This is a genomic window from Pseudomonas emilianonis (assembly GCF_023072625.1).
Lineage (GTDB): Bacteria > Pseudomonadota > Gammaproteobacteria > Pseudomonadales > Pseudomonadaceae > Aquipseudomonas > Aquipseudomonas paraveronii.
The window spans coordinates 1-25,278 of record NZ_JAKNRV010000034.1 but is presented as its reverse complement, the minus strand read 5'-3'; the positions used below and the strand labels follow the sequence as shown (position 1 = coordinate 25,278).

Here is a 25,278-nt window from a genome sequence, read left to right as displayed (position 1 = left end):
GACGAGGCATCCAGCGCGCCCACGCCGTTGCGCAGGACGCGAATGCGGTCGCCATCCTGGCCGCGAATGATCGGTCGGCTGGCGCCCGGGCCGAAGTAGGACGACGACACGCCCGGCTGCTTGTTCAGGGTTTCGCCGAGGCTGCCCTTTTGTTGCAGGGTCAGGTCATCGCCTTCCAGCACGGTGGTCGGTGAAGCCAGTTGCTCGCTGCCCAACGGGTTGGCGGTGATTACTTGGGGTGGCAGTTCCAGCGCGTGGGCTTCGGAGCAGATCAGCAGGGCGGCGGCGAGGGGGGACAAGCGCCAGGCAGAGGAGAGGGACATCGGACATTCCTTGGCAAAACGACAAAAAAGAGAAGGCGGCAGACGTTATCGAACGGCTTGTTTTTGATTGTTGTCGTTATAATATAACATCTCTTTTTGCCCTGAAAAGAGCAACTTTTCCCCAGGGGCTATATTCAATGCGGTGCTTCCACCTGTTCGCCCCGTCGGCTAAGGTGCGCGGCTGTATTTCCTCTTTTTGCGATAGGCCTGGCATGACCGCGACAAGCAACGACCCGCTTCACGGCGTGACTCTGCAACACGTCCTCACCACCCTGGTGGAACACTACGAATGGAGTGGTTTGGCCGAGCGCATCGATGTCCGCTGCTTCAAGAGCGACCCGAGCATCAAGTCGAGCCTGACGTTCCTGCGCAAAACCCCGTGGGCGCGGGAGAAAGTCGAAGGGCTGTACGTGAAACTGATGCGCACCAAACGCCCGCTGGACTGAACTCATGAAGCGCTGTGTAGCGGTGGCCGCCCTGGCCGGTTGGGTGGGGTTGGCGGTTCAGCAATACCTGATTTTCTATTCGCGCTGGTCGACGGGCGCCAGTCTGTTGGGCGGGCTGGTCAACTTCTTCAGCTTCTTCACGGTGCTGACCAACACCCTGGTGGTGGTGGTGCTGAGCTACGCCGTGGTTCATCGTGATTCAGCGGCGAAGCGGTTTTTCCTGGCGCCCAGCGTCAGCAGCGCGATTGCCGTCAGCATTGTGCTGGTGAGCCTGGCCTATAACCTGTTGCTGCGGCATTTGTGGCAGCCCGAAGGGTTCCAGTTCATCGCCGACGAATTGCTGCACGACGTGATGCCGCTGCTGTTTGTCGTCTACTGGTGGCGCTACGTGCCCAAGGGCGCCTTGCGGTTCAAGCACATTGGCCTGTGGGTGCTGTACCCGCTGGTGTACTTCGCCTATGTGCTGCTGCGCGGGGATTTGCTCGGGCAGTACCAGTACCCGTTCATCGACGTCGGTACCCTTGGTTATCCACAGGTGTTTGTGAATGCCGGGGGGATTTTGACCGGGTTTGTGCTGATCGCGCTGGCGGTGGTGGGCTTGGACAAGTTGCTCAAGCGGGCATAGTAAAAAAGCGCGGGCTTGCCCGCGATGACCATGCGTATCTGCACAATTTTATTGGTCGTTCGACGGACCTGTGGCGAGGGAGCTTGCTCCCGTGGCGGCCTGTGAGCCGACCCTTTGCTCGGGTTGGAATGAGTACATATCCATTATTCAGCTAACGGCCGCTATGGGTTCCGCCCTTACGGCGGCTCACTTTTGAAAAGCGCAAAAGTAAGCACGAAATCGATATCTAACTCGCCGAGGGACAGACGGCTTCCTCTCCTCGCTCATGACTTAATTAGTTAGTGGGTCTGACCCAGTAGATGCTGCTATTTTTCTGCGCCTGTAATCCTGTTCTTACATACCTCTTCGTAGTTAATAGATTCTCATTAACTTGCATGTAGTCTGTTTCTTACGGCTGTTTTTAAAGTTTTGGCAAATTGCCATAATTTTCCTATGTGTCTGGGTGTAACAAAGCTACGCAAATTTGCGAAGCGGACGGCTTACTTCTTCATGGCGGCAGGGGAAACTTGCCCGGCTTCGAACGTGATCCTGATTTGCAATACAAATAGTTGGAAAAGCCGTTTTGCGCACAACCGCGTGATCCAAACTTTTGCCGAGATGGAATCAGGAACTACACCCTGTTCGTTGCTTGCTTAATAAGTCCTGCTGCACTGCTGCGGCAGGCTTTCTTAATGAAGTTTATTAATGTGTGAGTATTGGCAAATGAAAAGCAAAATGAAAACTGCACTGTTGGCTGTTGGGCTGTTGATGGGTTCGGCGTCCGTTGTAAATGCGGCGGATGGAACGGTTACGTTTATCGGGTCGGTCCACTCGGGTGCTTGCTCTATTAAGCCTGACTCCGTCGATCAGACCGTTAACTTGGGGGCGATTGCAAAGCATCAGTTGCAAAGCGGAGGCAAGTCTGAAGCCCGGCGTGTACTTATCGAACTTGAAGGCTGCGATTTGACGGGCCTCACAGATAAAACCGTGACGACCACTTTCACCGCGGCGCCCTCAAGCGCTGTGCCTGGCGCGATCGGCACCGTCGGCGGCGCGGGTGGCGTCGGCATCATGATGACGCATGGCAGCAAACTCGTTGAGTTGGGTGTCCCTACCACCCCGCAGGCCATTGTCGCCGGTGATAACACCCTGGAGTTCGGTGCCTATGTACAAGGCGCCGCTACGGACCCGATCGTCCCGGGTAGTTTCAGCGCGGTAACCAATTTCACCTTGGCTTATCAGTAAGTTCTTCCCCCGCCACTTAGGGTGGCGGGGACGCTGGCGGGAGACAACGGTGAAAACATTCATACGCCTTGCTATCACGTCGTCATTGACGATGTTCATCAACCCTTGCGTTTTCGCGCAGACGCCTGCGCAAGGCGATGGGGTCGTCACGCTGGGAGGAGAGGTCATTGACTCAGCTTGCGGGCTGGAATTGGCCAGTGCCGATCAATCCATCGAGATGGCTCCCGAACCAATAGGTCGACTCTTGCGCAATACGCAGGGAGAACCACACCCCTTCCAGTTGCGTCTGGTCAATTGCTCATTGAGTCGCCCTGACCCGTTGCGCCCAGGCGTAAGTCTGCCTGATTGGCAGCATCTGCAAGTGACGTTTGACGGTCCTCGCGATAGAGAAGGTCGCTCCTTTGCTGCCTTCGGCAATTCAGAGGGGGTTGCCCTTCATATTTGGGATGCCGCGGGTCAAGAGAGTGTTCCGGGTGAGCCGATGGCGCTGCTGCCGTTGGCTGAAGGTGACATGACTCTTCACTACACGCTTCGCCTGGTTGGCAACGGACTGCCGCTGGTGCCTGGAGCTCACCTTGCCGCAGTGCGGTTCAAGTTGGAATACTTTTGAACAGTGATGGGTTGCTTTCATGTTGAATGCGTCGAAGATCAAAAAATCGCTCCGCCCAAGCCTGTTTGGCGGGTTGATGGCAGTGGTGGGAACTGCATTGGGTGCAGGGGATATCGAGTTTAATACGGATGTTCTTGATCTCGTTGATCGCACCAATATTGACTTGTCCCAGTTTGCACGCAGTGGGTTCATTCTGCCTGGCACCTACTCGATGCTGGTACAGATAAATAGCCAGCCTATTTCTGAGCAATCGGTGGCGTTTTATCCCCCCGATAATGATCCCAAAGGTAGTCAGGCCTGTGTGTCACGAGGTCTTGTGGACCAACTGGGCCTGAAGGCGTCCGGCGCTGCCAAGCTCACCTGGTGGAAGGGCGGGGAGTGCCTGGATATACAAGGTTTACCGGGTATGGAGGTCAGTGGCGATTTGGCCTCTTCCACGCTGAATATCAACCTCCCCCAAGCCTACCTTGAATACAGTGCCATCAACTGGGACCCGCCCTCCCGCTGGGACGAGGGGGTGCCGGGGTTGCTGATTGACTACAACGTGACGGCGCTCTCCAGCCACCAAAAGAATGACAGTGTCCGCAATAACTTCAGTGGTAACGGAACCGTCGGGGCCAATGCCGGGGCGTGGCGCTTGCGGGCGGACTGGCAGGGGCGTGTCGACAGGGATCGTGAAGAGGCGTCCAGGCATCCGAAGCTGGAATGGAGTCGTTACTACGCCTATCGCGCAATTCCTGCGCTGAAAGCGCGCCTGGTACTGGGTGAGGACTACCTGTATTCGGACCTGTTTGACAGCTTCCGCTTTACCGGCGCCGCACTCAATTCGGATGAAAGCCAACTGCCACCCAACTTGCGTGGTTACGCACCTGAAATCGTCGGTGTCGCCAAAACCAATGCAAGGGTCATCATCAGCCAGCAGGGGCGTGTGCTGTATGAAACGCTGGTCGCGGCAGGACCTTTTCGTATTCAGGACCTTCATGACGCCGTGAGCGGCAGGCTCGATGTACGCGTCGAAGAGCAGGATGGTTCGGTCCACACGTTCCAGATCGATACGGCAGGCGTTCCCTACCTGACGCGGCCGGGACAAGTTCGTTACAAACTGGCGACTGGGCGACCGTCCAATCTTCAGTACGGCGGTGATGGCGACTTTTTTGGTAGTGGCGAGTTCTCGTGGGGCATCAGTAACGGCTGGTCGCTGTATGGCGGCGGTATAACGGATAACAACTACCGAGCGATGTCGGTTGGGGCCGGTCGTGACTTGTTGGCGTTCGGCGCCGTGTCGCTGGATGCTACTCAGTCGCACGCCAGCGTGTGGAATGAGACGCTCTCGGGGAAATCATACCGCCTTCAATATTCCAAGAAGTTTGAACAATACGACAGCCAAGTCACCTTTGCCGGTTATCGCTTTTCCGAGAAGAACTATTTGAGCATGAGTGAATACCTCGATGCTCGACATTACGGAAGGAACGGCGAACTCGCCGGGCTCGACAGGGACAGTGAGTTCCACACAAGTTGGAGACCCATTGGTGGCAGCAAGGCACTTTATACGGCCACGGTGAATAAGCAGTTTCGGGATCTGGGTGCGACCGTTTACCTAAGTTACAACAAGCAGACTTATTGGGAACGCTCGGCCACTCAGCGTTGGAATGTGTCGGTGTCACGCTACTTTAATGTTGGAAGCGTCAAGAACATGAGCTTATCGCTGAATATGTACCGCACTCAGGAATATAACTATAAGGATAACGGCATGGCGCTGACGGTCAGCCTGCCGTTGGGGCGCAGCGGTACATTGTCGCTGGACGCCAATCGAGCGGCAGGCAATAACAGTTTTTCGACGCGCTACAGTGATCGCCTCGATGAGCGTAATAGCTACCAGCTCAGTGCCAGCGATAACGCTGCCAGTGGTTATCTGAGTCATGTGGGTGACCAGGCAGACATTGATCTCGCCGCCAGTAAACGCGAAGGCAATTACACCAGCCTCAGTGTGTCCGCTCGCGGCGGCGGCACGCTCACGCCTTACGGTGCAGCACTCCATCGTACTAACAGTACGGGCGGAACCCGCCTGATGGTCGATACCGCCGGTGTCCCCGATGTGCCTGTGCGGGGTTATGGCACACCGACCCGCAGCAACGCCTTCGGCAAAGCGGTCATTTCCGATATCGGCAGCTATCAGCGCACGGCGGCCAGTGTCGATCTGGAGAGTTTGCCGAGCAATGTCGAAGCCACTCAATCCGTCACGCAACTGACGCTTACCGAGGGGGCGATCGGTTATCGATTCCTCGACGTGATTTCCGGCGAAAAAGCCATGGCGGTTCTTCGCCTGCCGGACGGCAGTTCGCCGCCCTTCGGCGCGACGGTGAAGAACGTCAAACAGCAGGACACCGGGATTGTGAATGACGGCGGCAATGTCTACCTGAGTGGTATTCAGGCCGGCGAAGAGATGATCGTCAGTTGGGGAGGGGCCGAGCGATGCATCCTCACGCTCCCAGGCGTTTTGCCCGCGAATGGCTTGACCGATGCCCTGCAACTGGGCTGCCGGACGGTAGCCACTGATCAATCCTTGTCCGAGCCAGCGACGCTGACCGGCAAGCCTATCGATACGGAGAACACATCCTCATGATGCTCAATACGCGCCTCACACTCCACGCCTTCACGCTGCTGGCCCTGGGCTTGAGTCAGAGTGCCAACGCCGCTGTTGGCCTGGATCGTACCCGAGTGATTTTTGATGGCGGCAAAGATGCCACCAGCGTGAACATCACCAATAACAATACCCAGCTACCGTATTTGGCCCAGGGCTGGATCGAGGATGAAGAGGGCAAAAAAATCACCTCGCCCTTGATCGTGCTACCGCCGGTTCAACGCTTGGAGCCAGGGAAGCAAAGCCAGGTGAAAGTTCAGGCGTTGCCGGCGGCCAAATCGTTACCGCAGGATCGAGAGACGGTCTACTACTTCAACTTGAGGGAAATTCCGCCGCGCAGCGATAAGGCCAACACCCTGCAAATTGCACTGCAGACCCGGATTAAATTGTTCTACCGACCGCAAGCCATTACGCCAAGCCAGCAGGATCTATCCAACCCTTGGCAGGAAAAGCTCACCCTAACTCGCGAAGGCGAGCGGTATCGGGTGAATAACCCTACGCCTTACTACGTAACCCTGGTGGATGCGCGCAGCACCAAGGACGGTAAAACCGTGCCCGGCTTCGAACCCCTGATGGTCCCGCCCAAAGGTACGCTGACCTTGGGGCCAACGGCCACGGCACTCGGCACAACGCCGTATTTGGCCTACGTGAATGATTACGGCGGACGTCCGCTACTGGCCTTCACCTGCGGTGGCAACACTTGCAACGTCAACTTGCAAGTATCAACGCCTAATGAGTAGCGCCTGCTGCTGGAGAACATCATGAAGTCGCACAATGTGAAGGTCTTGGGCGGCCTGTTACTGGCCTTTGCGGGGGGCGCGCATGCCGAGGATGTCGAGGGCATGAATGGGCTGCTGAACATTTCCGGAACCATGCATGAAACCCCCTGCAGCCTGGAGATGGCATCACTCCATCAAACGATTGAGCTGGGCGCCGTGTCGACCAGCCAGTTGCAACGTCCCGGCGATCAGGCAAAACCCGTGGCATTTCAGCTGCGGTTTACCGATTGCCACCGCACGGCAGGCAGCATCCGCAGTGAACGTACCGGGAACCTGACATGGAGTGCCTTTCAACCTGTCCTGTCGGTGGCGTTTTCCGCGCCTGCCGATGCCGATGATCCGCGGCTGGTCAAAGTGCAAGGCGTCACCGGGATGGGCCTGCATTTGACCGATGCACTGGGGCGGGATGTGCAGTTGGGTTCAAGGGGCGAACCTTTGTTTTTGCCCCTGGGCGGCAATATCCAGACCTGGAATGTTCAACCCACACGCACCTCTGCGGCGTTGACCAGTGGCGCATTTCGGGCCGTGGTGGATTTCAGGCTCAATTATGAGTAGGGGCAGAACGATGGCAACCTCAACCGGTCTGCGGGCCATTCTTGTCAGTGGCGGCCTGCTGTGGGCTGTCGGCCAAGGCGTGCACGCTGAAACCAGCCTGACCATCCGCGCGGTCATCATTGCGCCGCCGCCGTGTGTGATTAACAGCGGCAGCACGCTCGATGTGCCTTTTGGCAATGACCTGCTGACGTCAAGGGTTGACGGGGTCAATTATCGTCGAGACGTGCCTTACACCGTCACGTGTGACTCCCCCTTCAGCAACGCGTTGACCCTGGAACTCAAGGGCTCGGGGGCTGCGTTTGATAATGGCGTACTCGTGACCCGCAAACCGGATCTTGGGGTAAAGCTGTTCGTGAATGGGGCTGATTGGCCGCTGAATACGGCAGTGAATTTTACTTATCCGAACTTTCCGGTGGTGCAGGCGGTGCCGGTCAAACGGGCAGGTAGCAAGCTGACGGGAGGCGCATTTGATGCGACCGCCACCCTTGTGGTCGATTACCAATGAAGAGGAACGATCAATGACATTTTGGCAGCCGCGAGCGTTGCTCGTCTGCTGGTCCATCGGCCTTTGCAGTGGTGCTTCGGCCAACGTGACCTTTAGCGGAACGCTGAATGAGCCTCCCCCTTGCACGATTGATGGCGGCAACACGATTGAAGTCGATTTTGGGGATGTCGGCGTAAAGCGCGTCGACGGTGTGAAATACCGCAAGGGGCTCGGTTACACCATCAGCTGTAGCCCCGCCACGCTCCCATGGGCACTGAAACTCAGCGTCAACGGCACCCCCACGACTTTTGACGGCTCAGCGGTGCAGACCAATGTGCCTGACCTGGGCATTCGGATTTTTCAGAATAACGTGCCGTTTCCACTCAATACGCCACTGGACATAAGCCTGTCGTCACCGCCGACATTGGAAGTGGTTCCGGTCAAATCGCTGGGTGCAGTTCTGACCCCGGCAAGGTTTACGGCGGTGGCCACGCTATTGGCCGAATACGAGTAGGAGTTGAGCCCATGCAACATGAAATGCTTCATAAAGGTTGGCCATGTGCCGGGCTGGCATTGCTGTTCATCTTCGGCCTAATGCCTGAGGGGCATGCGGCGGACAACCTGAGTTTCAAGGGCAACCTGGTTGAAGAGGCCTGCACGATCCGCCCTGGCGACGAGGCAATCACGCTGGAACTCTGGGACGTGACCAGCAAGCACCTCTACATCAACACGCGCTCACAGGGCAAGGGTTTCAAACTGCACCTGGAGGACTGCGACACCACGATTGGCAACACGGTCACCGTCACGTTCGGGGGTAGGGAAAACATGGCACTCCCCGGATTGCTCGCGCTCGATGGTGGAAGCGGTGCCTCAGGTATCGCGGTCGGCTTGGAGACGCCGAGCAATAAGCCATTGCCGCTGAATACCGTCAGCGATGAACAGGTGTTGAGTAACGGCAGCAATGTCATTGAACTCAAGGCCTATGTGCAGGGTGAGCCGGACGCGATCAGGGATCAAACCATCGGGCACGGTCTGTTCACGGTGACCTCGACGTTCACGCTGGACTATCCGTAACCGCCTCAGACAAACCTCAACGCTCCCCAGGGCGGCTTTAAAGCGCGGGCTGAATGTTCGCTGGGCAATGCTTGGGTAGAGCAGCAAGAGAGATCAACATGAAACAACTATATGGTGCGATGGCGCTGTTCGTCCTGATTGGTTTCAGTACGACCGTGAGCGCAGCGACATGCCGTGTGAATGGCGGACCGTGGGAACCGATATTCGGGGACCTACCCCTACAGGTTCCCGTTACCGTTACCTTGGCCGCAGATCGTACACGGATCATGTTGGAAGGCGCGCGGCTTGAATGTGGGTTTTCCAGAGGGGCGCAGAGCCCGTCTTCCCGGCAGGACTACTGGTCAACGGGTAGCGCGGCGGGGACCCCCTGGGTGCCGGGTATCAAATTCAGCCAAGAAGGCGCTGGTTTACGAATGAATGGAGCGTACCGAAATATTCCTATCCCGAATGGAATACGGGTCGCCACGCTGCCTGACGACGAGAGAGGTTACCCGATCGATGTCACGCCCTATATTCTGGTGCGCAACAACCCGTCTAATCCGATCGATATTCGAATAGGCGATACGCTCGGGATCCTGCGTCTCGCCGCCACGAACAACTACAACGCAAGTACGGCGCGGATCTCAGTTACCTACACCGCCGCCAACAACTTCACCATCTCCCCGTCAACCTGCACGATCAACAATAACAACCCAATCGAGATCAACTTCGGCAACGTACACCAGCGGGCAATCGGCGCCGATCCGCTGACAACGACCGTGCGCAGCGACCGCAGGCTTACCTACTCCTGTCCGGACGGCGGGATTACCACACCGATCACCATCTCTTACAAAGGCAATCCGTCGTCGTTTGATACACGCCTGCTCACAATGACCAACCCGGACGTAGGCACGGCCCTTATCCGTGCCGGGGCTGCGGTTCCAGTCAACGGTTCATTCCTGACCCGCATTACCAACAGCGTGGGGGGCGACGATGTGACGTTTTCTCTCGTTCGGCGAGCGGGGTCGCTACCTGCTGCTGGCGCCACCAGCGGCAGCGGGGTACTCGTGATGGGGGTGCCGTAACACCCGCGCCAGGCTCACGCTTCCTCACTGCCCTCGGCGCGCCAGTAACCGACGGCCTTGAGGAACGCTTCATCGACCTTGTGCGTGTCCAGCAGCACTCGGCGCACCTGGCGCGACAGTTTGGTTTCCATCGCCACAAAGGTGTACAGCGTACCGCTCGGCAGCGTCAGTGTGCGCACGGTGTCGAGCAGGTCAGCCTGGCCGCGTAGCACCCAGATCACGTCAACCTCGGCCGCGCTTTGCAGCGCCTGTTGCTCGGCGGCATCGGCGATTTCAATCACCGCCAGCACCTTGCGCCCGGCCGGCAGTTCTTCGAGGCGGCGGGCGATGGCGGGCAGGGCGGTTTCGTCGCCGATCAGCAGGTAACTGTCGAAGATATCCGGCACGATCATCGAGCCCCGTGGGCCGCCGATGTACAGGTGCTGGCCGACTTGAGCCTGCTCGGCCCAGGTAGAGGCAGGGCCATCGCCGTGCAGCACGAAGTCGATATCCAACTCGCCGAGGCTCAGGTCGAAACGCCGTGGCGTGTAGTCGCGCATGGCCGGTTGCGGGCCATCGCCCTTGATGCTGAACGTCGGGCTTTGCAGGGCGGCCAGCTCGGCGGCGTTCTGCGCGAACATCAGCTTGATGTGATCGTCACTGCCCAGGCTGACAAACCCCGCCAGCTCCCGGCCGCCGAGGGTGATGCGGCGCATGCGCGGGGTGATATCGACCACCCGCAGCACGTCGAGGCGACGGCGTTTGATCTCGTGGGTGACGCGATGGATGACGGGCGTATTCATTGGGTTTTCCCCTGGACAGGTTGAACGGCCGGGCCGTCGACGATGGCGCGGGCGGTGCTGTTGAGCAGTGCGGCGACGCGCGCGATTTCTTCCGCGCTCCAGCGCCCGTGGTGCATTTGCAGGGCATGGCGCAGGTTATGCACCGCCTCGTGGATTTCCGGCGGGCGATCATGGCCACGCAGCGAGCGTTTGCTGACGTCGATGCGCATGCGCACGCCTTCCAGTGCAATCGCCTGCTCATCTAAAGAAAGACGACCGGCGTCGGTGATGGTGTAGCGTTTTTTTCCACCTTCGGCGTCGCCGCTGATCAATTCGCTTTCTTCAAGAAAGGTCAGGGTGGGGTAGATCACGCCGGGGCTGGGGCTGTAGGCGCCGTCGAACAGGCCTTCGATCTGGCGGATCAGGTCGTAGCCGTGGCACGGCTGTTCGGCGATCAGCGCCAGCAACAGCAACTTCAGGTCGCCGGGGGCAAATACGCGTGGGCCGCGACCGCCGCGTTCGCGGCCGGGGCGTTTTTCGAAGCCGTCGCGGCCCTCGCCGTGGGGATGATGCTCGCTCATTTTGGGTCTCTCCGTTTTGGTTAAGATATAACTTAAGATATATCTTAAGGCTGTTCAAGATCAGTCGACCAGCGGTCGCAGCCCGGGCCTACTTAACTACCACCGGCCTGCGCCGGGCGCCCACCATGCTGATGGCTCTTCCCATGCGCATGGAGCCAGTGCGATGAGCACATTGATTTCTTCCCCGTATTCGCCGACATCTCTGGAAATACGGGGCTATCTGCATCAGATCGGTCACCAGTTACTTGAAGCCGATACACCGTTACTGTCCAAACGGCCGCTCCCCGTCGAGTTGCAGCAGCTTGAAAAACTCAACCAGACGCTCAAGGCGCACACGCACGCTCATTTCGATAGCAGTCGTGCGCTGTATGCCGGTGTGGCACAGGCCGACCTGCAGAGTGAAGAGGGCAAACAACTGCTGGCGACGCTCAAACGCGACCTCTCGCCGCAGCTGCAGAAACTCGACGAAGTCAGTGTGCTGGGCAGCAAAAGCCTGCGCACCTTCATGGCCAATGACGCCGGCCTGGTCGCGTTGGAACTGGAAGCCAAGCTCAACGTTCAGGGCTATCTGCTGCAGCGTGAGGAGGCGCGATTGGTGCAGAACCTGGGTTTGGGGCCGACCTTTCGACCGGGTATCTATGCGCTGACCTTCAGCTATCAAGCGCAGACGATCGAATTCGCCGGGGCCTTTGTGCTGACCGAAAAGAACACGCCCGTGGTCACCCAACTGACCCCGGCCGACGCTGTCGGCTACGTCGTGTTGTTTACCCCGGCCCGTGGCTTCGAGTCGTTCAGCTCGCTGGCCGATATGAACACCCGGCTGCGCGACGCCATGGCGGTCGGCACTTGGCGCAAGGAGTTCATCAGCCTGCTGCCCCAGCAATACCAGGCGCTTTCAGCCATGGGCATTTGGCCCCTGGCGCTGGCGCCCATCGATGGCGAACCGCTGTGCGAACACGCCTACGACGCCAGGCTGGCCAAGCGTGCGCGGGATATCGACTGGGCCTTGAGCCTGGACCACAACCCCGGCCACAGCGCCCAACAATTGCTTACGGACCTGGACGACGCCATCCGCGCGGCCTTGCCCGATCTCGGCCTGCGCCTGGAATTGCGCGCCCAACGCCTGCTGGACCGCTGCCTTGAATACAGCGCCCCGGCCTGGTATCGCAACGCGCCCAGCCCCCAACGCGAAGCCCTGGCACGCCACCTCCGCGAGTACGACGAGGCTCGGCAAAGCCTGCTGAACCTGTTCGGCCATGCCGCCTCGCCGTCGACCCTGGCGCGTTACCAGTTGCTCGAACAACTGGCCAGCGACCTGGAAATCACCGACCTGGACCCCGACCGCTTGCAAGTGCGCACGCGCCGCAGTGTGGCCAGGGTCGGGACCTACGAGCAAAAACACAGCCTGACCGAGCTGGCGCTGCGGGGCCTGCACACAGGTGACGAACTGGCCGGGTCGGCGTTTTTGCTCAATACCACCCTCACGTATGCCGACGCGCCGCTGGCCGAGGACTATCAGGAACTGACCCCCGTCTACCTGGTCGGCCTGCTCAACACCCTCAAGCCGCGCGTGGAGTTTGAGACCGTGCGGCGCGAGTACTACGCCAAATCCGAGATCCACACCGCCCTCGAACAGATGCTCGACCGCCGCATCAATGCCCTGGCCTACACGGCCAAGCTGCAAAACCACATCACCGAGGCGGACTTTCAACGGTTTACCCGTCTGCGTCAGGGCGCCAGTGCGCAACTCGGCGCGAGCACCGTTGCGCTCAATGGCTGCGTGCTCAAGGACCTCTGGCTGCTGCGCGAGACTGACGCACAGGGTCGCCTTCAACGCTTGCTGCTGTGTACCCCCGAAGCGCCCCAGGCCCAGCAGTTTCATGGGTTCGACACGGAAATCCTCTGCCAGGCGCATATCCTCGCCTGGTGCGCAGACGCCGCCATGCGCGCTTATCTGTTGGCGCAAGTCGCCCTCACATCCCGTGCGGGCCTGCAAACCTTTATGGCCGGGCAGGGCTTCATCCCGGCGCAACAGGAATATCGCCACGTCACCTTCAGCGAGGCGAGCAGCCACGCCGATTGCCTCAAAGCCTTGCGTGCCCGCTTGCTGGACATTCAGACCGACGATTACCACTGGGGCACCCCGACCTGGTACCGCGCGGCCACCGAGGCGCAACGTCGCCAATTGACCCAACTGGCGGAAAATGCCGAAGGCGCCGCGCGCACCTATGCGCAGCACCCGTTATCCGAAGCGCGCTTTGTCACCTTCGAACGCTTCGTGTATGCCCAGGCCAAAACACAGCTCAACGCTCTGCTCGGCCGCCAGCGGCAAAACGACGTCGACCCCGATACCGTGTGGGTGCATTACCCCAAAGACTTCCCCGCCTTAACGCGCCCCGCGTCCGTCACCTATACCCGGCTGTATCGCGAGGGTTTTGAAGACGCCGTGGGCTTCCTCGACGCCAAGTTCGAAACCGTCGCCACCTTCATGGGCCCGGCCGGGGTCAATCTGAGCAAGCTCACGCCGAGCAACGTCGCGCTCTCGGTACGCGGAGTGTGGATCGGCCAGCGCTACGCCGATGAAGTCAAAGCCAAGCTGCAAAACCCCGGCAGCCAAGGCTACACGCTGCGCCGCGATGCAACGCTGACCATCAGCCAGCTACAACTGCACAGCGCTGCGCTGGAGTCGCGCCTCAAAGGCCATATCGCCCAGGCCGATCTTGATTGGCTGGAGCGCGCCATTCACAGCCTGGATGACACGTCGGCCCAGACGCGCAACACCTACCGCGTGCATCGCCTGATGATCGACGGCGACTGGGTGATCGACACCCTGCTGTTCAGCCACGGTGTGAACCCGGTGCTGCTCTACACGCCGCAGGCGCCGGATGGCGTGTTCTTCCGTGAAGCCCGGGTGTTCAACTACCTGCTGAAAAAAGTCGACGGCATGCTCGATTACTTCAGCGTGCGCGTCGGTGTGCAGTCCCAGGTTCGGCTGCGAGGTTTTCTGCAAACCGCCAAGGCCGGCCTGCCCGCAGACCTCAACAGCACCGACCTGAGCCCGGCGCGCTACGACTCGACCGAACGCGTTGCGCCCTTGCTCGACCTGCGCCACCTGCTGCACGACATGAAGCTGCAGCGCAAGATCGACGACGTGGCCGCCACCACGCTCAATCGCACCAACATGATCATGGGCCTGATCTGGAGTTGCCTGGAACCGCTGATCGCGATTGCGACCGCGCCGTTTCCGGTGTTGAGCCTGAGCCTGGGCCTGTTGCTGGCGCTCAAGGACGGCATGCTCGCCCTGCATGCCTATAACCAGGGCGACACGCATGCCGCGCTGCAACACTTTATCGGCTACCTGAGCAACAGCCTCGGCGCGGTGTTCAGCGATCTGCGCCCGGCGCTCAAGTCCATCGGCCCGTTGGCGCGGCCCATGCGCCACCTCATGCGCCCGGCGGTGCAGCACCAGTCCATGGCGCTGATCAAACAACTGGAGCCACCGAGCCCCGCACCTGCCGGCATGCAGGCGGTGATGTTCGAAGGTCGGTCGTTGTGGGCTGCGAAACCCCCCGATGCGCTAGGCCGCTATCTGTTGTTTCACCAGGACCCGGTGAACGGAAAACTGCTCTCCACCGCACGCCTGGTCAACCAGAACGCCGAGGGGCACTGGGTGCGCTCGGGCCTCACCGGCGGGGCGCCGACACCACCCGCGCCGACACCCCACGCGTTGCAGCGCTATGAAGTGCCGACGGATCGGGCCAAGGACTATGAAACCGTGCTGACACTGGAGTTTGGAACCCTCTCCAGTGTGGATGAGTTTTTCGGTGATGGAACCCGCAATGCCCTGCTGATCTATGAAATGGGCCCGCTAGAAGCCCCGTACTTGAAGGCATACCGGCAGTTGCGCAGCGATGCCGACACGTTCTTCACACAGCTGCAACCCATCGTCCCCAGGGCCGATGTACTGGCTTTTGAAACGAACGCGACCCATCGGCACATCCTTGAAAGCGCCTTCAAGGAAAACCAAGGCTTGGTCGTGGGCGCCGTGCCGGGCTCGCTCGCTGGCAAACAGTTGCTGATCGACAACATGCACACCCTCTACGCGCTTGGCGTGCGGCGCCTGTACATCGAATACCTGCCAGCGGACCTGTTCGGAGTCAAACTCAGCAAGTTCAACGTCGGGGGCAGCTACAGGCACATCAGCGCTTATCTGAAAAAAGTCGAGAAAGCCCTGGGGATCGCCAAAGACTCGCCGCATTCCTATCGGGCCTTGATGCTTGCGGCGCGTCGCGAAAAAATCGCCGTCTGTGCGCTGGATGCGTCTACCGGCTACGAGTTGGACAGAGCCTTCTACCTGAGAAACGGCGCGCTGGTCAGTCCCCGGCCGAATGCCCAGCGAAACTTCTACTCCCATAAACTCATCGACGCCGACATCGCCGAAAACCCCACAGACGGCTGGGTCGCCCTGGCTGACAGCCGCCGCACCAACACCCACACACAAACCCCGGGCCTGGCCGACCTGCAAAAGACCCTGAGTGTGCGGGTCGAAGACGTCGCCGCCGACCAGCCGGTGGGTGTCTGGAACGACACCGCCGGTGCGATCGCCGACGACCCGCTGGCCAAAGCCGACTTCAAGCTGACCCTGCAAACCCCGTACACCGCGCCCCCGGCGTTCATCACCGCAACCCGCGACGCAAGCGCCTACAGCGACTTCGACATAGACGCGCGGTTCACCCACGAGCTGCATGAAATGGGCAAAGGCGCCCACCCGTTCGACACCCGTTACGGATCGCTCGACCACAAAATAGCCGCCGCCGAAAGCGCCTTCAGGAAAACCCGCGAACGCCTGGATAAGCGCGCCGAGGAGTTTTTCAAAACCGCTGAACTCCCCGCCCGGCCGACCTTGCCGGACTTGCCGGCGCACGCCACGCAAGCCGACTTTATCCAGGAGAGCTACAAACACGCCCCAGGGCTGATTATCTGTGAGAGCCACGCCGAGCAATCGAGCAAGGCGTTGCTGATCGATCAGATGAGCACGCTCAAGGCACACGGGGTCAAAACCCTCTATATGGAGCACCTGTTCACCGACCTGCACCAGGCAGACCTGGATACGTTCCATCGCACAGGGGTCGTGTCAAAATCGCTCAAAGACCGCCTGTGGACCCTGGACCGTGGGCACATGCCCGAGTACCGCGGGCCGAACACTTACACCAGCGTGGTGGACGTGGCGGGCAAACACGGGATGCGCATACGCGCATTGGATTGCGTATCCAGCTACCACACCAAGGGCATGGCCGCCGCCGATACGTCGCGCCTTTCGATGTTCAATTTTTTTGCCAGCGAGGTCATCCGCAAGGACCAGGCGGCCCAAGGCGCGCATAAGTGGGTGGCGCATATGGGGAGTGCTCATGTGCACCCTGTCGCGGGCATTGCGGGCGTCGCTCAAACTCAAGGAGCCATCAGCCTGCGGACCTTCGATGTCCCCGTGGGCACAGCCACCGAGTTGCGTTCAGGACTGCAATGGACCGTTGCCTATGGATCGTCTTTGTACCCCAACCGGCTCACGGCGATCCGTAGCGACTTCACCTTGAGTGTCGCCGCCCCAGGCGCACGACCCCTTCGCGCTTATGTTCCGGTCGATCGTTCACGGCTGACACACCCCGGACAGTTCATGGTCGAGCAGCGTTCACCCCACGAAGTGAACCTGGTGCATCACTCGCGCACTGGCGAGATTCTCACCACACCGGTGCAGATTGACGATCAAGGCCGCTTCTTCATCGAGCGCTGGGCCGAACTGAAGGACGAGCGGTTTAGCGCGTTCGAACGACTGCTCTCGGCGCTTGAACAGGTGATCAAGCTCAAGCATGTTGAGTAAGCCTGGTCATTGCCCCTGCCGTGGCGGGCAGGGGGCTCGCTACTTCAAATGGGCCCCAGTCCAGCCTGGCTATCGGTCTTCACGGGTGTGCCACAGGCGCAGCAGGTAGATAGTCGAATCCACTATCTCGTAACGCATCTCGTAATGGCCGATCTGAATTCGACGCACATCCCTTGGCTCGAACTCTTCCAGGCGTTCACCAATGCGTGGGTTGGTCAGCAGTGTGATAGGGGCCGCCGTGAGTTGCTGCACTGTTCGTGCGGCGGCAGGCTTATTCACCGACGCCAGAAACTCGTACAGCCGGGTAATGTCGGAAAACGCCTTGCTTGTCCACTTCAACTCCATCAGCGCGGCACCGTCAACGGAGTGTCGGTGCTGAGGCTATCAGCCCAGGCCTGGACAGCTTGGTGGTCAATAACGCGGCCAGCGTCAACATCGGCCAAGGCCTCACGGGTCAGGCGACTACGCTCTTCTTCCTGCTCTATCCAAGCGGACAGAGCCTGCTTGACGATCCAGTTTTTGGAACGCTCCAGACGCTCTGCCATCAAATCGATCTTTTGGGCCAGTTGCTCAGGGACGTGAGCCGTGACAGATCGGGTTTTCGCGGTGATTGCCATGCTGAGGGGGACTCCTGATTGAATTTGATATCGCCGCAGCCTGCCACTGACAGTTTGGCGGATGTAGCCACCCACTCACGGGTGTCCACATCGGTCGATCCTTGGTGATTAATTCTACACTGATATTCGTCGGTTCGATTTAAAGTTAATCATAGTCAATAGCTATGCGTCGTCAAGCGTGCTGTCCGGTTGGGCTTAACAAGGGAGAGGCGCGAAACGTCCATCTCCTACGTCAATAACACCGTGGTCAACCGGTGCCGCACAGTTTGAACGTATAGAATAATGCTCGCACGTAGTTTCAATACTACAGTCGCGGCCTTATCGACTAAGTTGGTTTTTATATCTGTACTGCTTTTGTTGATATATCTGTATGTCATTCAAATCTTACAGTCGTTTTTTTGAAAGTCGTATTTATTGTATTTCTTCCTCCTGCGTAATGGCCTAGTGGCCTGCATGTTTCTCGGAGCGTGCCTGCATATCTTAAAGTTGATTTGATCGAATATGCCCTGGCGTTGGATGTTCACCAAAACACTGAACCTCAATGCCAGTGTGTTAGTTGGAAGTGAGTCCTGGCTTGCTTTTTAGTTAACCGCTTTCCTTTAAATGACTACAGGTATTCAAGCATGATCAAGAAGTTTGCTGTTCTGCTCCCTCTGGCTGTTGCCGTACTGGGCTCTTCGGTTGCGATGGCTGCCAACGATGCAAGCACCACTATCAACATCAAGGCCGACATCCCTACCAAGCAGTTCCACGCTCAACCCCTGGACCCCAACTTCGGTCGTGACGAAATCATGTCCTACAACACCGTGACCGGTGAGTTGAGCACGCTGTCTTCCATGTTCACCCTGAAGAACACCGGTGGCTCGATCGACGCTTACCTGCAGGACGGCCCGGCATCGCTCACCAACGGTACAGACGCTATCGCGCTGACCATCAGCCTGGGCGACGTAGTCCTGACCGGCGCGCCTCTGGAAGTGGCTGCCGACGCAGAGTCCAACCCGGGTCTCCAAAAGCTGATGACCATCAAGGCCGCCAAGCCTGCGGACACTCAGAACGGTCAATACACCACCACGGCCACCGTGATCTTCGACAACGTGCCGCGCACCACGTTTTAAGCGCCCGGCAATCGATAAGGGTTTGCCTTATTGATCACACCCACCGACCGCAGGCGGTGTTCGCCTGGGGTCGGTGCCCCGATGGTTTGCTGTTCGCCCTAGAGTATTAAGTTCATGTTCCCGATGAAACCCATCGCGGCGGCACTGGCCCTGCTTGCCTGTTCGGCTGCCTTGGCGGCGGCTGACAACAGTTACACGCCGCGCAGTTTGCTGGCTCAGGCGAAAGGTTTGCCGAGCGAATTCGAAGAGCATTTTTTTGATGTGCCGCTGGCCGTGCGCATAGAACGCGACGAAGTGTTCATGGGCGAGGCAATGGTGGTGCTTTCGCGCGATGACCGCCTCACGCTGCTGGACTTTACCGATACCAGCGACAGCCCGATCAAACCCGCTGAGCGCGATACCTGGAGCAGCTACTTGCAACAAGGCGTCGCCCTGGGCAGTTGCACGCAACACTGCCCGGAGAAGATGTTGGCGGTGCATTACAACCTGGAAAACTCGTTGGTCTCGATCCTCACGCAGAACGCCGAGCACGACACCGATCATCAGCGTTATTACCACCAACCCAAAGACGGCAGCACGGGCTTGATTGTCAGCAACCAGTTGAACCTCAACGGTGGGCAAGACCAGGCACTCGGCGGACGTTTCGGGGTTGAAGCCAGCAGCAGCCTGGGTAACTGGAGCCACGCGCTCAACCTGCAACTGGCACGCCTCGGCGGGCCGGACACCCAGCTGTATCACGCCTTGTATTCGCTGTATGCCCAGCGCGAATTCGAAGGCCAGTTCCTGCGCCTGGGCTATTTCACGCCGACCTCCGAAGGGCTCAATCGCCAGCCGCGCTCCTTTGGGGCGGCGCCGGATGTCGCTGTGGGTGTGATGGTCGGCAGTTCCGACAGCCTCGCCATCAGCAACCCCAAGCCCAGCGTGTACCCGATCTACGTCACCTCCAACCGCCAGGGCTCGGTGGAGATTTACCGCAACGGCCTGCTGATCAACACCCAGCCGGTGGCGGCCGGTTTGCAAAGCATCGACACGCGCGCGCTGCCCGGTGGCATTTATGAAGTGGAAGTGCGCCTGGTCGAAGACGGCCAGGTCACGGCCACCACCCAGGAGTTGGTGTACAAGCCCAATAACTGGCGCAACCACGACGAGCGCTGGCGCTACAACCTGTTCGCCGGCCGCGAAAGCACCCTGTTCAACAACTGGGAGCAGAGCGACAAAGGCGACATGACCGCCGGCGCCTCGGTCAATTACCTGCTGCACCCGCGCGTGATCCTCGGCCTGTCCGCTCGCCAGGTGCAGGACCGCATGCAATACGGCAGCTCCATCGACTGGACGCTGGCGACCCAGGCGAGCGTCTACGCCAACGTCTACCAGACCCAGGACCACGGCACCGGCATGGACGTGCAAGGCCTCTACAGTTATGGCGCCGGCAGCGTGATCGCCAGCCACAACCGCAGTTGGCTGGACACCCGCAACACCTACGACACCCTGCCCGACGGTACACGGCTGCGCTCCCGACAAACCTTTGTCGGCCAGACCAGCACCTCGTCGCTGTCGATCAATCATCGTCTGCTCAACCAACATTCGCTCAATGCCCGCCTGTCCCACAGCCAAGGCAATGTCGAGGGGGTTGGCCTGGACCTGGGCTGGAGCAAACACGATGTGTTGTTTGGCAGCGATGCCAACTGGCGCCTGTCGCTGTTCGACCGCCCCGCCAGCCGCAGCACCGGCGACCAGCGCAACCGTGGCGTCGACCTGACCCTCAACCTGGCCCTCGGCGGGCCGGGCGAACAGTGGTCGGGCAGCATCGGCTCGCGCACTTCCCGCGACGGCAAGCGCGACAACAATGGCTCGTTGACGTACCGCAAAAGCATGCCCGACCACGTTTTGCAGAACGTCTCGGCCACCGTGCTGACCGACACCTACGGCGTCGGCCTGTCCGGCATGACCAGCTTCCACGGTGACACGGCGGGTGGCGATGTTTTTGCCCAGCGCTCCTCCTACAACGGCAACCTCACCGGCGGCCTGAACCTGCACAGCACCTTCGCCGTCGGCGGCCAGAAGATGGCGCTGACCAGCCAGTACCACGGCAACGGCGCCGGCATGATCGTCGATGTGGAAACCGACCTGGACGACATCACCCTGCGCGCCGACGACCTCAGCGGTGGCAGCACCGCGCTGCGGCCGGGGCGCAACTTTGTACCGCTCACCGCTTACAGAACCGGCTCGGTGGCGTTCGACTTCGAAGGCAACCACCCGCCGTCGGCGAACATCCAGCCGCCGCGCAGCGCCTACCACATCAACAAGGGCGGGGTGGACTACCGCAAGATCAGCGTGATGAAAACCGTCACCGTGCTCGGTCGCCTGGTCGACCCACAAGGCCGGCCGCTCAAGGGCCATCACGTGATCAACCACGCCAGTCGTGGGGTCAGCGAGGTGGACGGGTTCTTCTCGATGGAAATGAACGCCGGCTCTCCGACCCTGCAAGTGCGTCAGGGCAACCAGTTGCTCTGCCAGTTCCGCCTCGACCCGAGCCAGGCCCGCACTGAAAACGATGTGCTGATGATCGGTGACCTGCGCTGCACGCCGGACACCTTGGCGGATGCCGCACTCACCCAGCAGAAGTCGGGCTGATTCTTACAGGACTGACGTCATGCACATCACGACGTATAGGGCAGGGGCACCTGCGCAGGCGCGGTCACGGCTATTTGGGATTCGCAAGTCTAGTGCGTTGGCTTCGGGCCAATCGTTAATGAGGGTGTAAAGCAATGAAAGTATTAGCCGCAATCCTGGGCATGTGGATGGTGTCCTTTGGGGTCCAGGCGGGCCCGAATATTAACGTCGGCGTGGTCTACGACTACCTGGACGGCAGCAAAAGCAGTTACCTGAAACGCATCTTCAACGGCGGCACCAGTACCGCGTTCGTCAAGGTCGAGATCCTCGAAATCGTCTACGACGCCAGCGGCGTGCCCCAGGAAGTGGCGCTGCAAAGCCAGGCTGACGCCACCGCGCGGGATGGCCTGATGGCCAGCCCCGCAAGGCTGATCGTGCCGGCCAATGGCATGCAGGGCACGCGCTTGTTGTACATGGGCGAGCGGGCCAGCGAGCGTTACTTCCGGGTGCGCTACATCCCGGTGGTGCCGGAAAAAGAGGACGCCTTCGCCGTGTCCGACGAGGAGCGCGAGGAATATCAAAAAACCTTGCAGGCCGGCGTCAGCGTATTGGCCGGCTACGGCACGGTGTTTTTCGTGCGGCCCAAGGACACCCGCTACGACACGCGCATCGATGACGGTGCCGGCCACTATGCGCTGCGCAACAACGGCAACAGCGTGATCGTGGTCGACGAGTTCAAGAACTGCGTGGCCGGTAAACCGACCGACTGCCATCCGACCACTAAAAACCACGTGCTGCCGGGGCGCGCCTTCACCTTCACTAAGGAAGCCGGGCGCCAATACACCTTCAAGCTGCAGGAAGGCGACAACCAGAAGAATCTAGAGGTGAAAGGATGAGCCGTTGGCCAGCGTGCAGGGTACTGACGGTGCTGGGCCTATTGAGCCTGCTCAGCTTCAGCGCCCTGGCGGCCCGCGAAGAGGCGGTGTTCCAGGTGTCGGTCAAGGTGCCCACCAGTGACTTTTATGTGTTGCCGCTCAACCCCGGTTTTTTGGAGCGCGAGCAAACCCTGAACTGGAACCCGGTGACTGAAACCCTGACCGCGCTGCGTGAGTATTTCGACGTGAAAAACGTGCTGGGCGCGGTGGATGCCTACCTCGCCTATGAGCCGGTGTTGTTCAACGGCAGCGACAACATTGCCTTGAAAGTCACCTTCAACCAGCAGGTGCTGGGGCTTGCCGCCGTGCGCGTGGTGCCGGAAGACGAGGCCCGCGTCGGCAAACGCGTGCTGCTGGAAATCGCCGCGCAGAAGCCTGACGACGGTTACCTCCCTGGCCAGTACTTCGGCAATGTGCAGATCATCTTTGATGCGTTGCGCCCATGAGCGGCGCAGCGTATTTGAATCGTTCGAGGACGAGTGAACCCATGCAAATCAAACACACGCTGTTGGGGCTTTGGCTGGTCGGCCTGCTCCTGGGGCTGCCCGCTGACGTAACGGCGGCCACCGTGGATATCCTGGCCTCGTTCCGGCCGGACCCCAGCCAGCCTTCGCGTAACGTGTTCAAAAACCACACGCCACCGGGTAACAGCTATTGCACCTGGGCGCCGCAGTATTGCAACGAGACGCGCTACAGCATCGGCTTTCCGATTGATTTTCGGATGAACTCGGCGATTACGCCGGGCGGGGACGATCGCAACCATATCCTGTTTCATGCGCCGACCGAGCGCCGCAATATAACGGTCTTGCACGAAAGCACCGGAGAGGCGGAAACCCTTCAATTCCGTATCAGTGGCATCGGCATGATGCTTAAGTGGATCGAGCCGAACCCCGGTCCCGGCGTGGGTTGGGAATCATCATGGGTTTACCCCCCGGCACCGTGCCAATACATTGGTACTGGGGTCGGCAGCCCCTCGTTCTATGCATTTACCTGGGGGTTGCCGGAAGGCAGCAGGGGATGTGCGCAAAGAGCGGCCACTGCCGTGCCTATGGGGACGTTTTGGATGGAGGGTTTGGGGTTCACCTACGAGTTGATCACGCCCAACCCATTGGGCATGAGGGCCGGCACGTATCGCGGGCAGATCACGTTCAGCGTGGGGCCTTACAAAGACTTCGACATGGGCGACGTGCTGTTGCCCAACGATGACCAGGTCACCCTGAATTTCATTCTCACGGTCGACCACGTCCTCAAGGTCGAGATCCCACCCGGCGGTGATCGTGTCGAGCTGCTGCCCCAGGGTGGCTGGCAGGGCTGGGTGAGCCAGGGGCGTAAACCGACGCGGCTGTTCAGGGATCAGACCTTCAACTTCTATTCCACCTCGCGCTTCAAGATGGGCCTGCAGTGCCAGTACGTCGAGGCGGGGGACAACACCTGCCGGATACGTGAGGCCGCCTCGGGGCGCTCGGTGCCGTTGCAGGTTGGCGTGACCATGCCCTACGGCATCGTCGACCCCGAGGGTCAGCCGATCCAGCGTCGCCCGCTGCGGCTGGATGGCACGGGCACGCAGTTGCTGCTCTCGACCATGTTTGTGGACCGCAAGCCCGGCACCCTGCATTTCGAAGTGGCGCGTGATGACGTCGCGACGATGTTGCAGCCCGGTGAGGCCGCGGCCTATGAAGGGAGCGTCACGGTGATCTGGGATTCGGAGGTGTAACGGCGGCAGGCGCGAGCACCCTCGCGCCGGCCATTGCCTCATTGTTCGGGCAAGGGCTCGCGGTTATGGCGTTGGCGGGCCTTTTTCAGGGCCTCGCGGGTCAGGCCGCGCATCCATTCCTTCTCCTTGTACCCCAGGTCGTTGAGCAGGCGGTTGTTCAGCGCTTCACTGATCGGTGTGTCGGTCAGTACGACGCTTTCGGTGGTTTCCAGTTCGTCCGCGAGTGCCTTGAGCTTGTTTTTGAGCCGGTCTTTCTGCTGCGGTTCCTGTTCCTCGCGCCATTGCGCCTGCAGGGTTTGCAGGTCGTCCAGGCGGTAGAACTTCTCGGTGTACGCGCTGGCATTCTGTTGAGAGAGGGTGTCGTAGGTTTGCTGCAGGAAGGTCTCCCAGTACGGCTCCAGTAAGATCTGGTTGACCAGGCCGTCGCCCTGGCCCAGTGCCTGAACGGTGGTGTAAGCCTGTTGGATCTGGGGCGGGCTGACATTGGCGGTGTCGCGGTACAGCATGTGGTCCGACAGCCAGGGCAAGTCCAGCAGGTTGGCCAGCGCGGTCTGGTAGGCCAGGTGGATATCCACTTCGTCCACCTCGCCCGCTTCGCCATCCACCCGTTCTGAGCGCAGGTGCAGGCCTTCGCCACCGGCCGCTTTGGGCCGCAGGCGGCGGGCGACTTCTGCCTGGGCCACCTGGTTCAGGTGTTTGAGGCGCGCCGCGCCTTTGGCCAGGGTCACCAGTCGGCCTTCGAGTTCAGGCAGTGTCACCGAAAAGCGCCGTGCTTCGCTGGCCATCACCTCAATGCCCATCTCATTGAAAATCTGCGCGCCGCCATCGCCACACAAACCGGGGAAGCTCGACAGCTTGAACAACCGCTCGCGCAGTGCGCTGTCGGCGTGGGTGGCGTTGATCAAGCGCCACACCCGTTGCGTCAGCTGCGCTTGGTTGAGGGCATAGCGCTGCTGGTCCTGGGGGTTCTCAAAAAACTCGGGAGGCTCAAGCAGTTTGATCACTTCGAAAAAGCCCTGGGAGCCGTGTTCGTCTTCGACCGCGTCCCACAATTGCTCGCGGATACGCCGGGTGTTGGCGTCGACGCCAGCCAGCCAGGGGTCGCTGCTGCCTTGGGGTTCGTAGGTGCGATACGGGTCCAGCCCGGCCTCGCTGCGGTAGCGCTCGTACAGGGTGCGCTGATCGTCGTCCAGCGCGTTGCGGTCCAGGCGGGTACGCCCAGATAGCGCGTGCGCGGTAGCC

General features: G+C 59.9%; 23 protein-coding genes. 17 read left to right on the top strand and 6 right to left on the bottom strand.

All coding sequences use genetic code 11. The annotated features are described in order from the left end of the window. The coding region (locus L9Z73_RS06635) for a TonB-dependent receptor plug domain-containing protein (RefSeq protein ID WP_247397701.1) at window positions 1-323 on the bottom strand (323 nt) is incomplete at its 3' end. A 212-nt stretch (window positions 324-535) separates the two neighbouring features. Between L9Z73_RS06635 and L9Z73_RS06630 the strand changes: the two genes are divergently transcribed. The 11 genes from L9Z73_RS06630 (at window position 536) to L9Z73_RS06580 (ending at window position 9,825) form a co-directional block, all read left to right on the top strand. Then, complete coding sequence (locus L9Z73_RS06630; protein ID WP_010212838.1) at window positions 536-769, top strand: VF530 family DNA-binding protein; 234 nt, start codon at window positions 536-538, stop codon at window positions 767-769. 4 nt (window positions 770-773) lie between these two features. Beyond that, the gene (locus L9Z73_RS06625; protein WP_247397699.1) at window positions 774-1,394 is read left to right on the top strand and encodes a Pr6Pr family membrane protein; all 621 of its coding nucleotides are present in this window, start codon (window positions 774-776) and stop codon (window positions 1,392-1,394) included. A gap of 714 nt (window positions 1,395-2,108) precedes the next feature. Continuing rightward, window positions 2,109-2,618, top strand: a complete 510-nt coding sequence (locus tag L9Z73_RS06620; RefSeq protein WP_247397697.1) for a fimbrial protein — start codon at window positions 2,109-2,111, stop codon at window positions 2,616-2,618. 49 nt (window positions 2,619-2,667) lie between these two features. Beyond that, the gene (locus tag L9Z73_RS06615) at window positions 2,668-3,228 is read left to right on the top strand and encodes a fimbrial protein (protein WP_247397695.1); all 561 of its coding nucleotides are present in this window, start codon (window positions 2,668-2,670) and stop codon (window positions 3,226-3,228) included. Between the two features lie 19 nt (window positions 3,229-3,247). After that, window positions 3,248-5,851, top strand: a complete 2,604-nt coding sequence (locus tag L9Z73_RS06610; RefSeq protein WP_247397659.1) for an outer membrane usher protein — start codon at window positions 3,248-3,250, stop codon at window positions 5,849-5,851. Then, a complete protein-coding gene (locus tag L9Z73_RS06605) occupies window positions 5,848-6,609 on the top strand; it encodes a fimbria/pilus periplasmic chaperone (protein WP_247397657.1) in 762 nt (253 codons plus the stop codon). The genes L9Z73_RS06610 and L9Z73_RS06605 overlap by 4 nt, the downstream gene beginning before the upstream one ends. Window positions 6,610-6,630: 21 nt before the next feature. Beyond that, window positions 6,631-7,203, top strand: coding sequence for a fimbrial protein (locus L9Z73_RS06600; RefSeq protein ID WP_247397654.1), 573 nt, complete (start codon window positions 6,631-6,633; stop codon window positions 7,201-7,203). A 10-nt stretch (window positions 7,204-7,213) separates the two neighbouring features. Continuing rightward, window positions 7,214-7,708, top strand: a complete 495-nt coding sequence (locus tag L9Z73_RS06595; RefSeq protein ID WP_247397652.1) for a fimbrial protein — start codon at window positions 7,214-7,216, stop codon at window positions 7,706-7,708. Between the two features lie 13 nt (window positions 7,709-7,721). Then, on the top strand, window positions 7,722-8,201 hold the full coding sequence (locus tag L9Z73_RS06590) for a fimbrial protein (RefSeq protein ID WP_247397649.1): 480 nt from the start codon (window positions 7,722-7,724) through the stop codon (window positions 8,199-8,201). Between the two features lie 11 nt (window positions 8,202-8,212). After that, complete coding sequence (locus tag L9Z73_RS06585) at window positions 8,213-8,761, top strand: fimbrial protein (protein ID WP_247397646.1); 549 nt, start codon at window positions 8,213-8,215, stop codon at window positions 8,759-8,761. Between the two features lie 98 nt (window positions 8,762-8,859). Further along, window positions 8,860-9,825: a fimbrial protein gene (locus tag L9Z73_RS06580; protein ID WP_247397643.1), complete on the top strand. Its 966-nt coding sequence runs from the start codon at window positions 8,860-8,862 to the stop codon at window positions 9,823-9,825. A gap of 14 nt (window positions 9,826-9,839) precedes the next feature. Here L9Z73_RS06580 and L9Z73_RS06575 read toward each other — a convergent pair whose 3' ends face one another. Together L9Z73_RS06575 and L9Z73_RS06570 are read right to left on the bottom strand one after the other, a co-directional pair. Then, entirely contained in the window at window positions 9,840-10,607 is a 768-nt protein-coding gene (locus L9Z73_RS06575; protein ID WP_247397638.1) for a siderophore-interacting protein, read from the bottom strand. Continuing rightward, the gene (locus tag L9Z73_RS06570) at window positions 10,604-11,167 is read right to left on the bottom strand and encodes a PadR family transcriptional regulator (protein WP_247397635.1); all 564 of its coding nucleotides are present in this window, start codon (window positions 11,165-11,167) and stop codon (window positions 10,604-10,606) included. Before L9Z73_RS06570 ends, L9Z73_RS06575 begins: the two co-directional genes overlap by 4 nt. Before the next feature lie 163 nt (window positions 11,168-11,330). Between L9Z73_RS06570 and L9Z73_RS06565 the strand changes: the two genes are divergently transcribed. Continuing rightward, entirely contained in the window at window positions 11,331-17,042 is a 5,712-nt protein-coding gene (locus tag L9Z73_RS06565; RefSeq protein ID WP_247397632.1) for a membrane-targeted effector domain-containing toxin, read from the top strand. A 69-nt stretch (window positions 17,043-17,111) separates the two neighbouring features. Here the strand turns inward: L9Z73_RS06565 and L9Z73_RS06560 are convergent, their stop codons facing one another. Beyond that, window positions 17,112-17,387, bottom strand: coding sequence for a type II toxin-antitoxin system RelE/ParE family toxin (locus L9Z73_RS06560; RefSeq protein ID WP_247397630.1), 276 nt, complete (start codon window positions 17,385-17,387; stop codon window positions 17,112-17,114). Next, window positions 17,387-17,659, bottom strand: a complete 273-nt coding sequence (locus tag L9Z73_RS06555) for a CopG family ribbon-helix-helix protein (RefSeq protein WP_247397627.1) — start codon at window positions 17,657-17,659, stop codon at window positions 17,387-17,389. The genes L9Z73_RS06560 and L9Z73_RS06555 overlap by 1 nt, the downstream gene beginning before the upstream one ends. Before the next feature lie 623 nt (window positions 17,660-18,282). Between L9Z73_RS06555 and L9Z73_RS06550 the strand changes: the two genes are divergently transcribed. From L9Z73_RS06550 to L9Z73_RS06530, 5 genes are all read left to right on the top strand, one after another. After that, window positions 18,283-18,774: a CS1 type fimbrial major subunit gene (locus tag L9Z73_RS06550; protein ID WP_247397625.1), complete on the top strand. Its 492-nt coding sequence runs from the start codon at window positions 18,283-18,285 to the stop codon at window positions 18,772-18,774. A gap of 114 nt (window positions 18,775-18,888) precedes the next feature. Further along, the gene (locus L9Z73_RS06545; protein WP_247397623.1) at window positions 18,889-21,408 is read left to right on the top strand and encodes a TcfC E-set like domain-containing protein; all 2,520 of its coding nucleotides are present in this window, start codon (window positions 18,889-18,891) and stop codon (window positions 21,406-21,408) included. A 134-nt stretch (window positions 21,409-21,542) separates the two neighbouring features. Next, window positions 21,543-22,283, top strand: coding sequence for a molecular chaperone (locus L9Z73_RS06540; protein ID WP_247397622.1), 741 nt, complete (start codon window positions 21,543-21,545; stop codon window positions 22,281-22,283). Further along, on the top strand, window positions 22,280-22,768 hold the full coding sequence (locus L9Z73_RS06535) for a CS1 type fimbrial major subunit (protein WP_247397620.1): 489 nt from the start codon (window positions 22,280-22,282) through the stop codon (window positions 22,766-22,768). Before L9Z73_RS06540 ends, L9Z73_RS06535 begins: the two co-directional genes overlap by 4 nt. A 41-nt stretch (window positions 22,769-22,809) precedes the next feature. After that, window positions 22,810-24,036, top strand: a complete 1,227-nt coding sequence (locus tag L9Z73_RS06530; protein WP_247397618.1) for a hypothetical protein — start codon at window positions 22,810-22,812, stop codon at window positions 24,034-24,036. Between the two features lie 38 nt (window positions 24,037-24,074). Here L9Z73_RS06530 and L9Z73_RS06525 read toward each other — a convergent pair. Then, a partial coding sequence (locus L9Z73_RS06525) for an NEL domain-containing protein (RefSeq protein WP_247397616.1) occupies window positions 24,075-25,278 on the bottom strand: 1,204 nt, incomplete at its 5' end.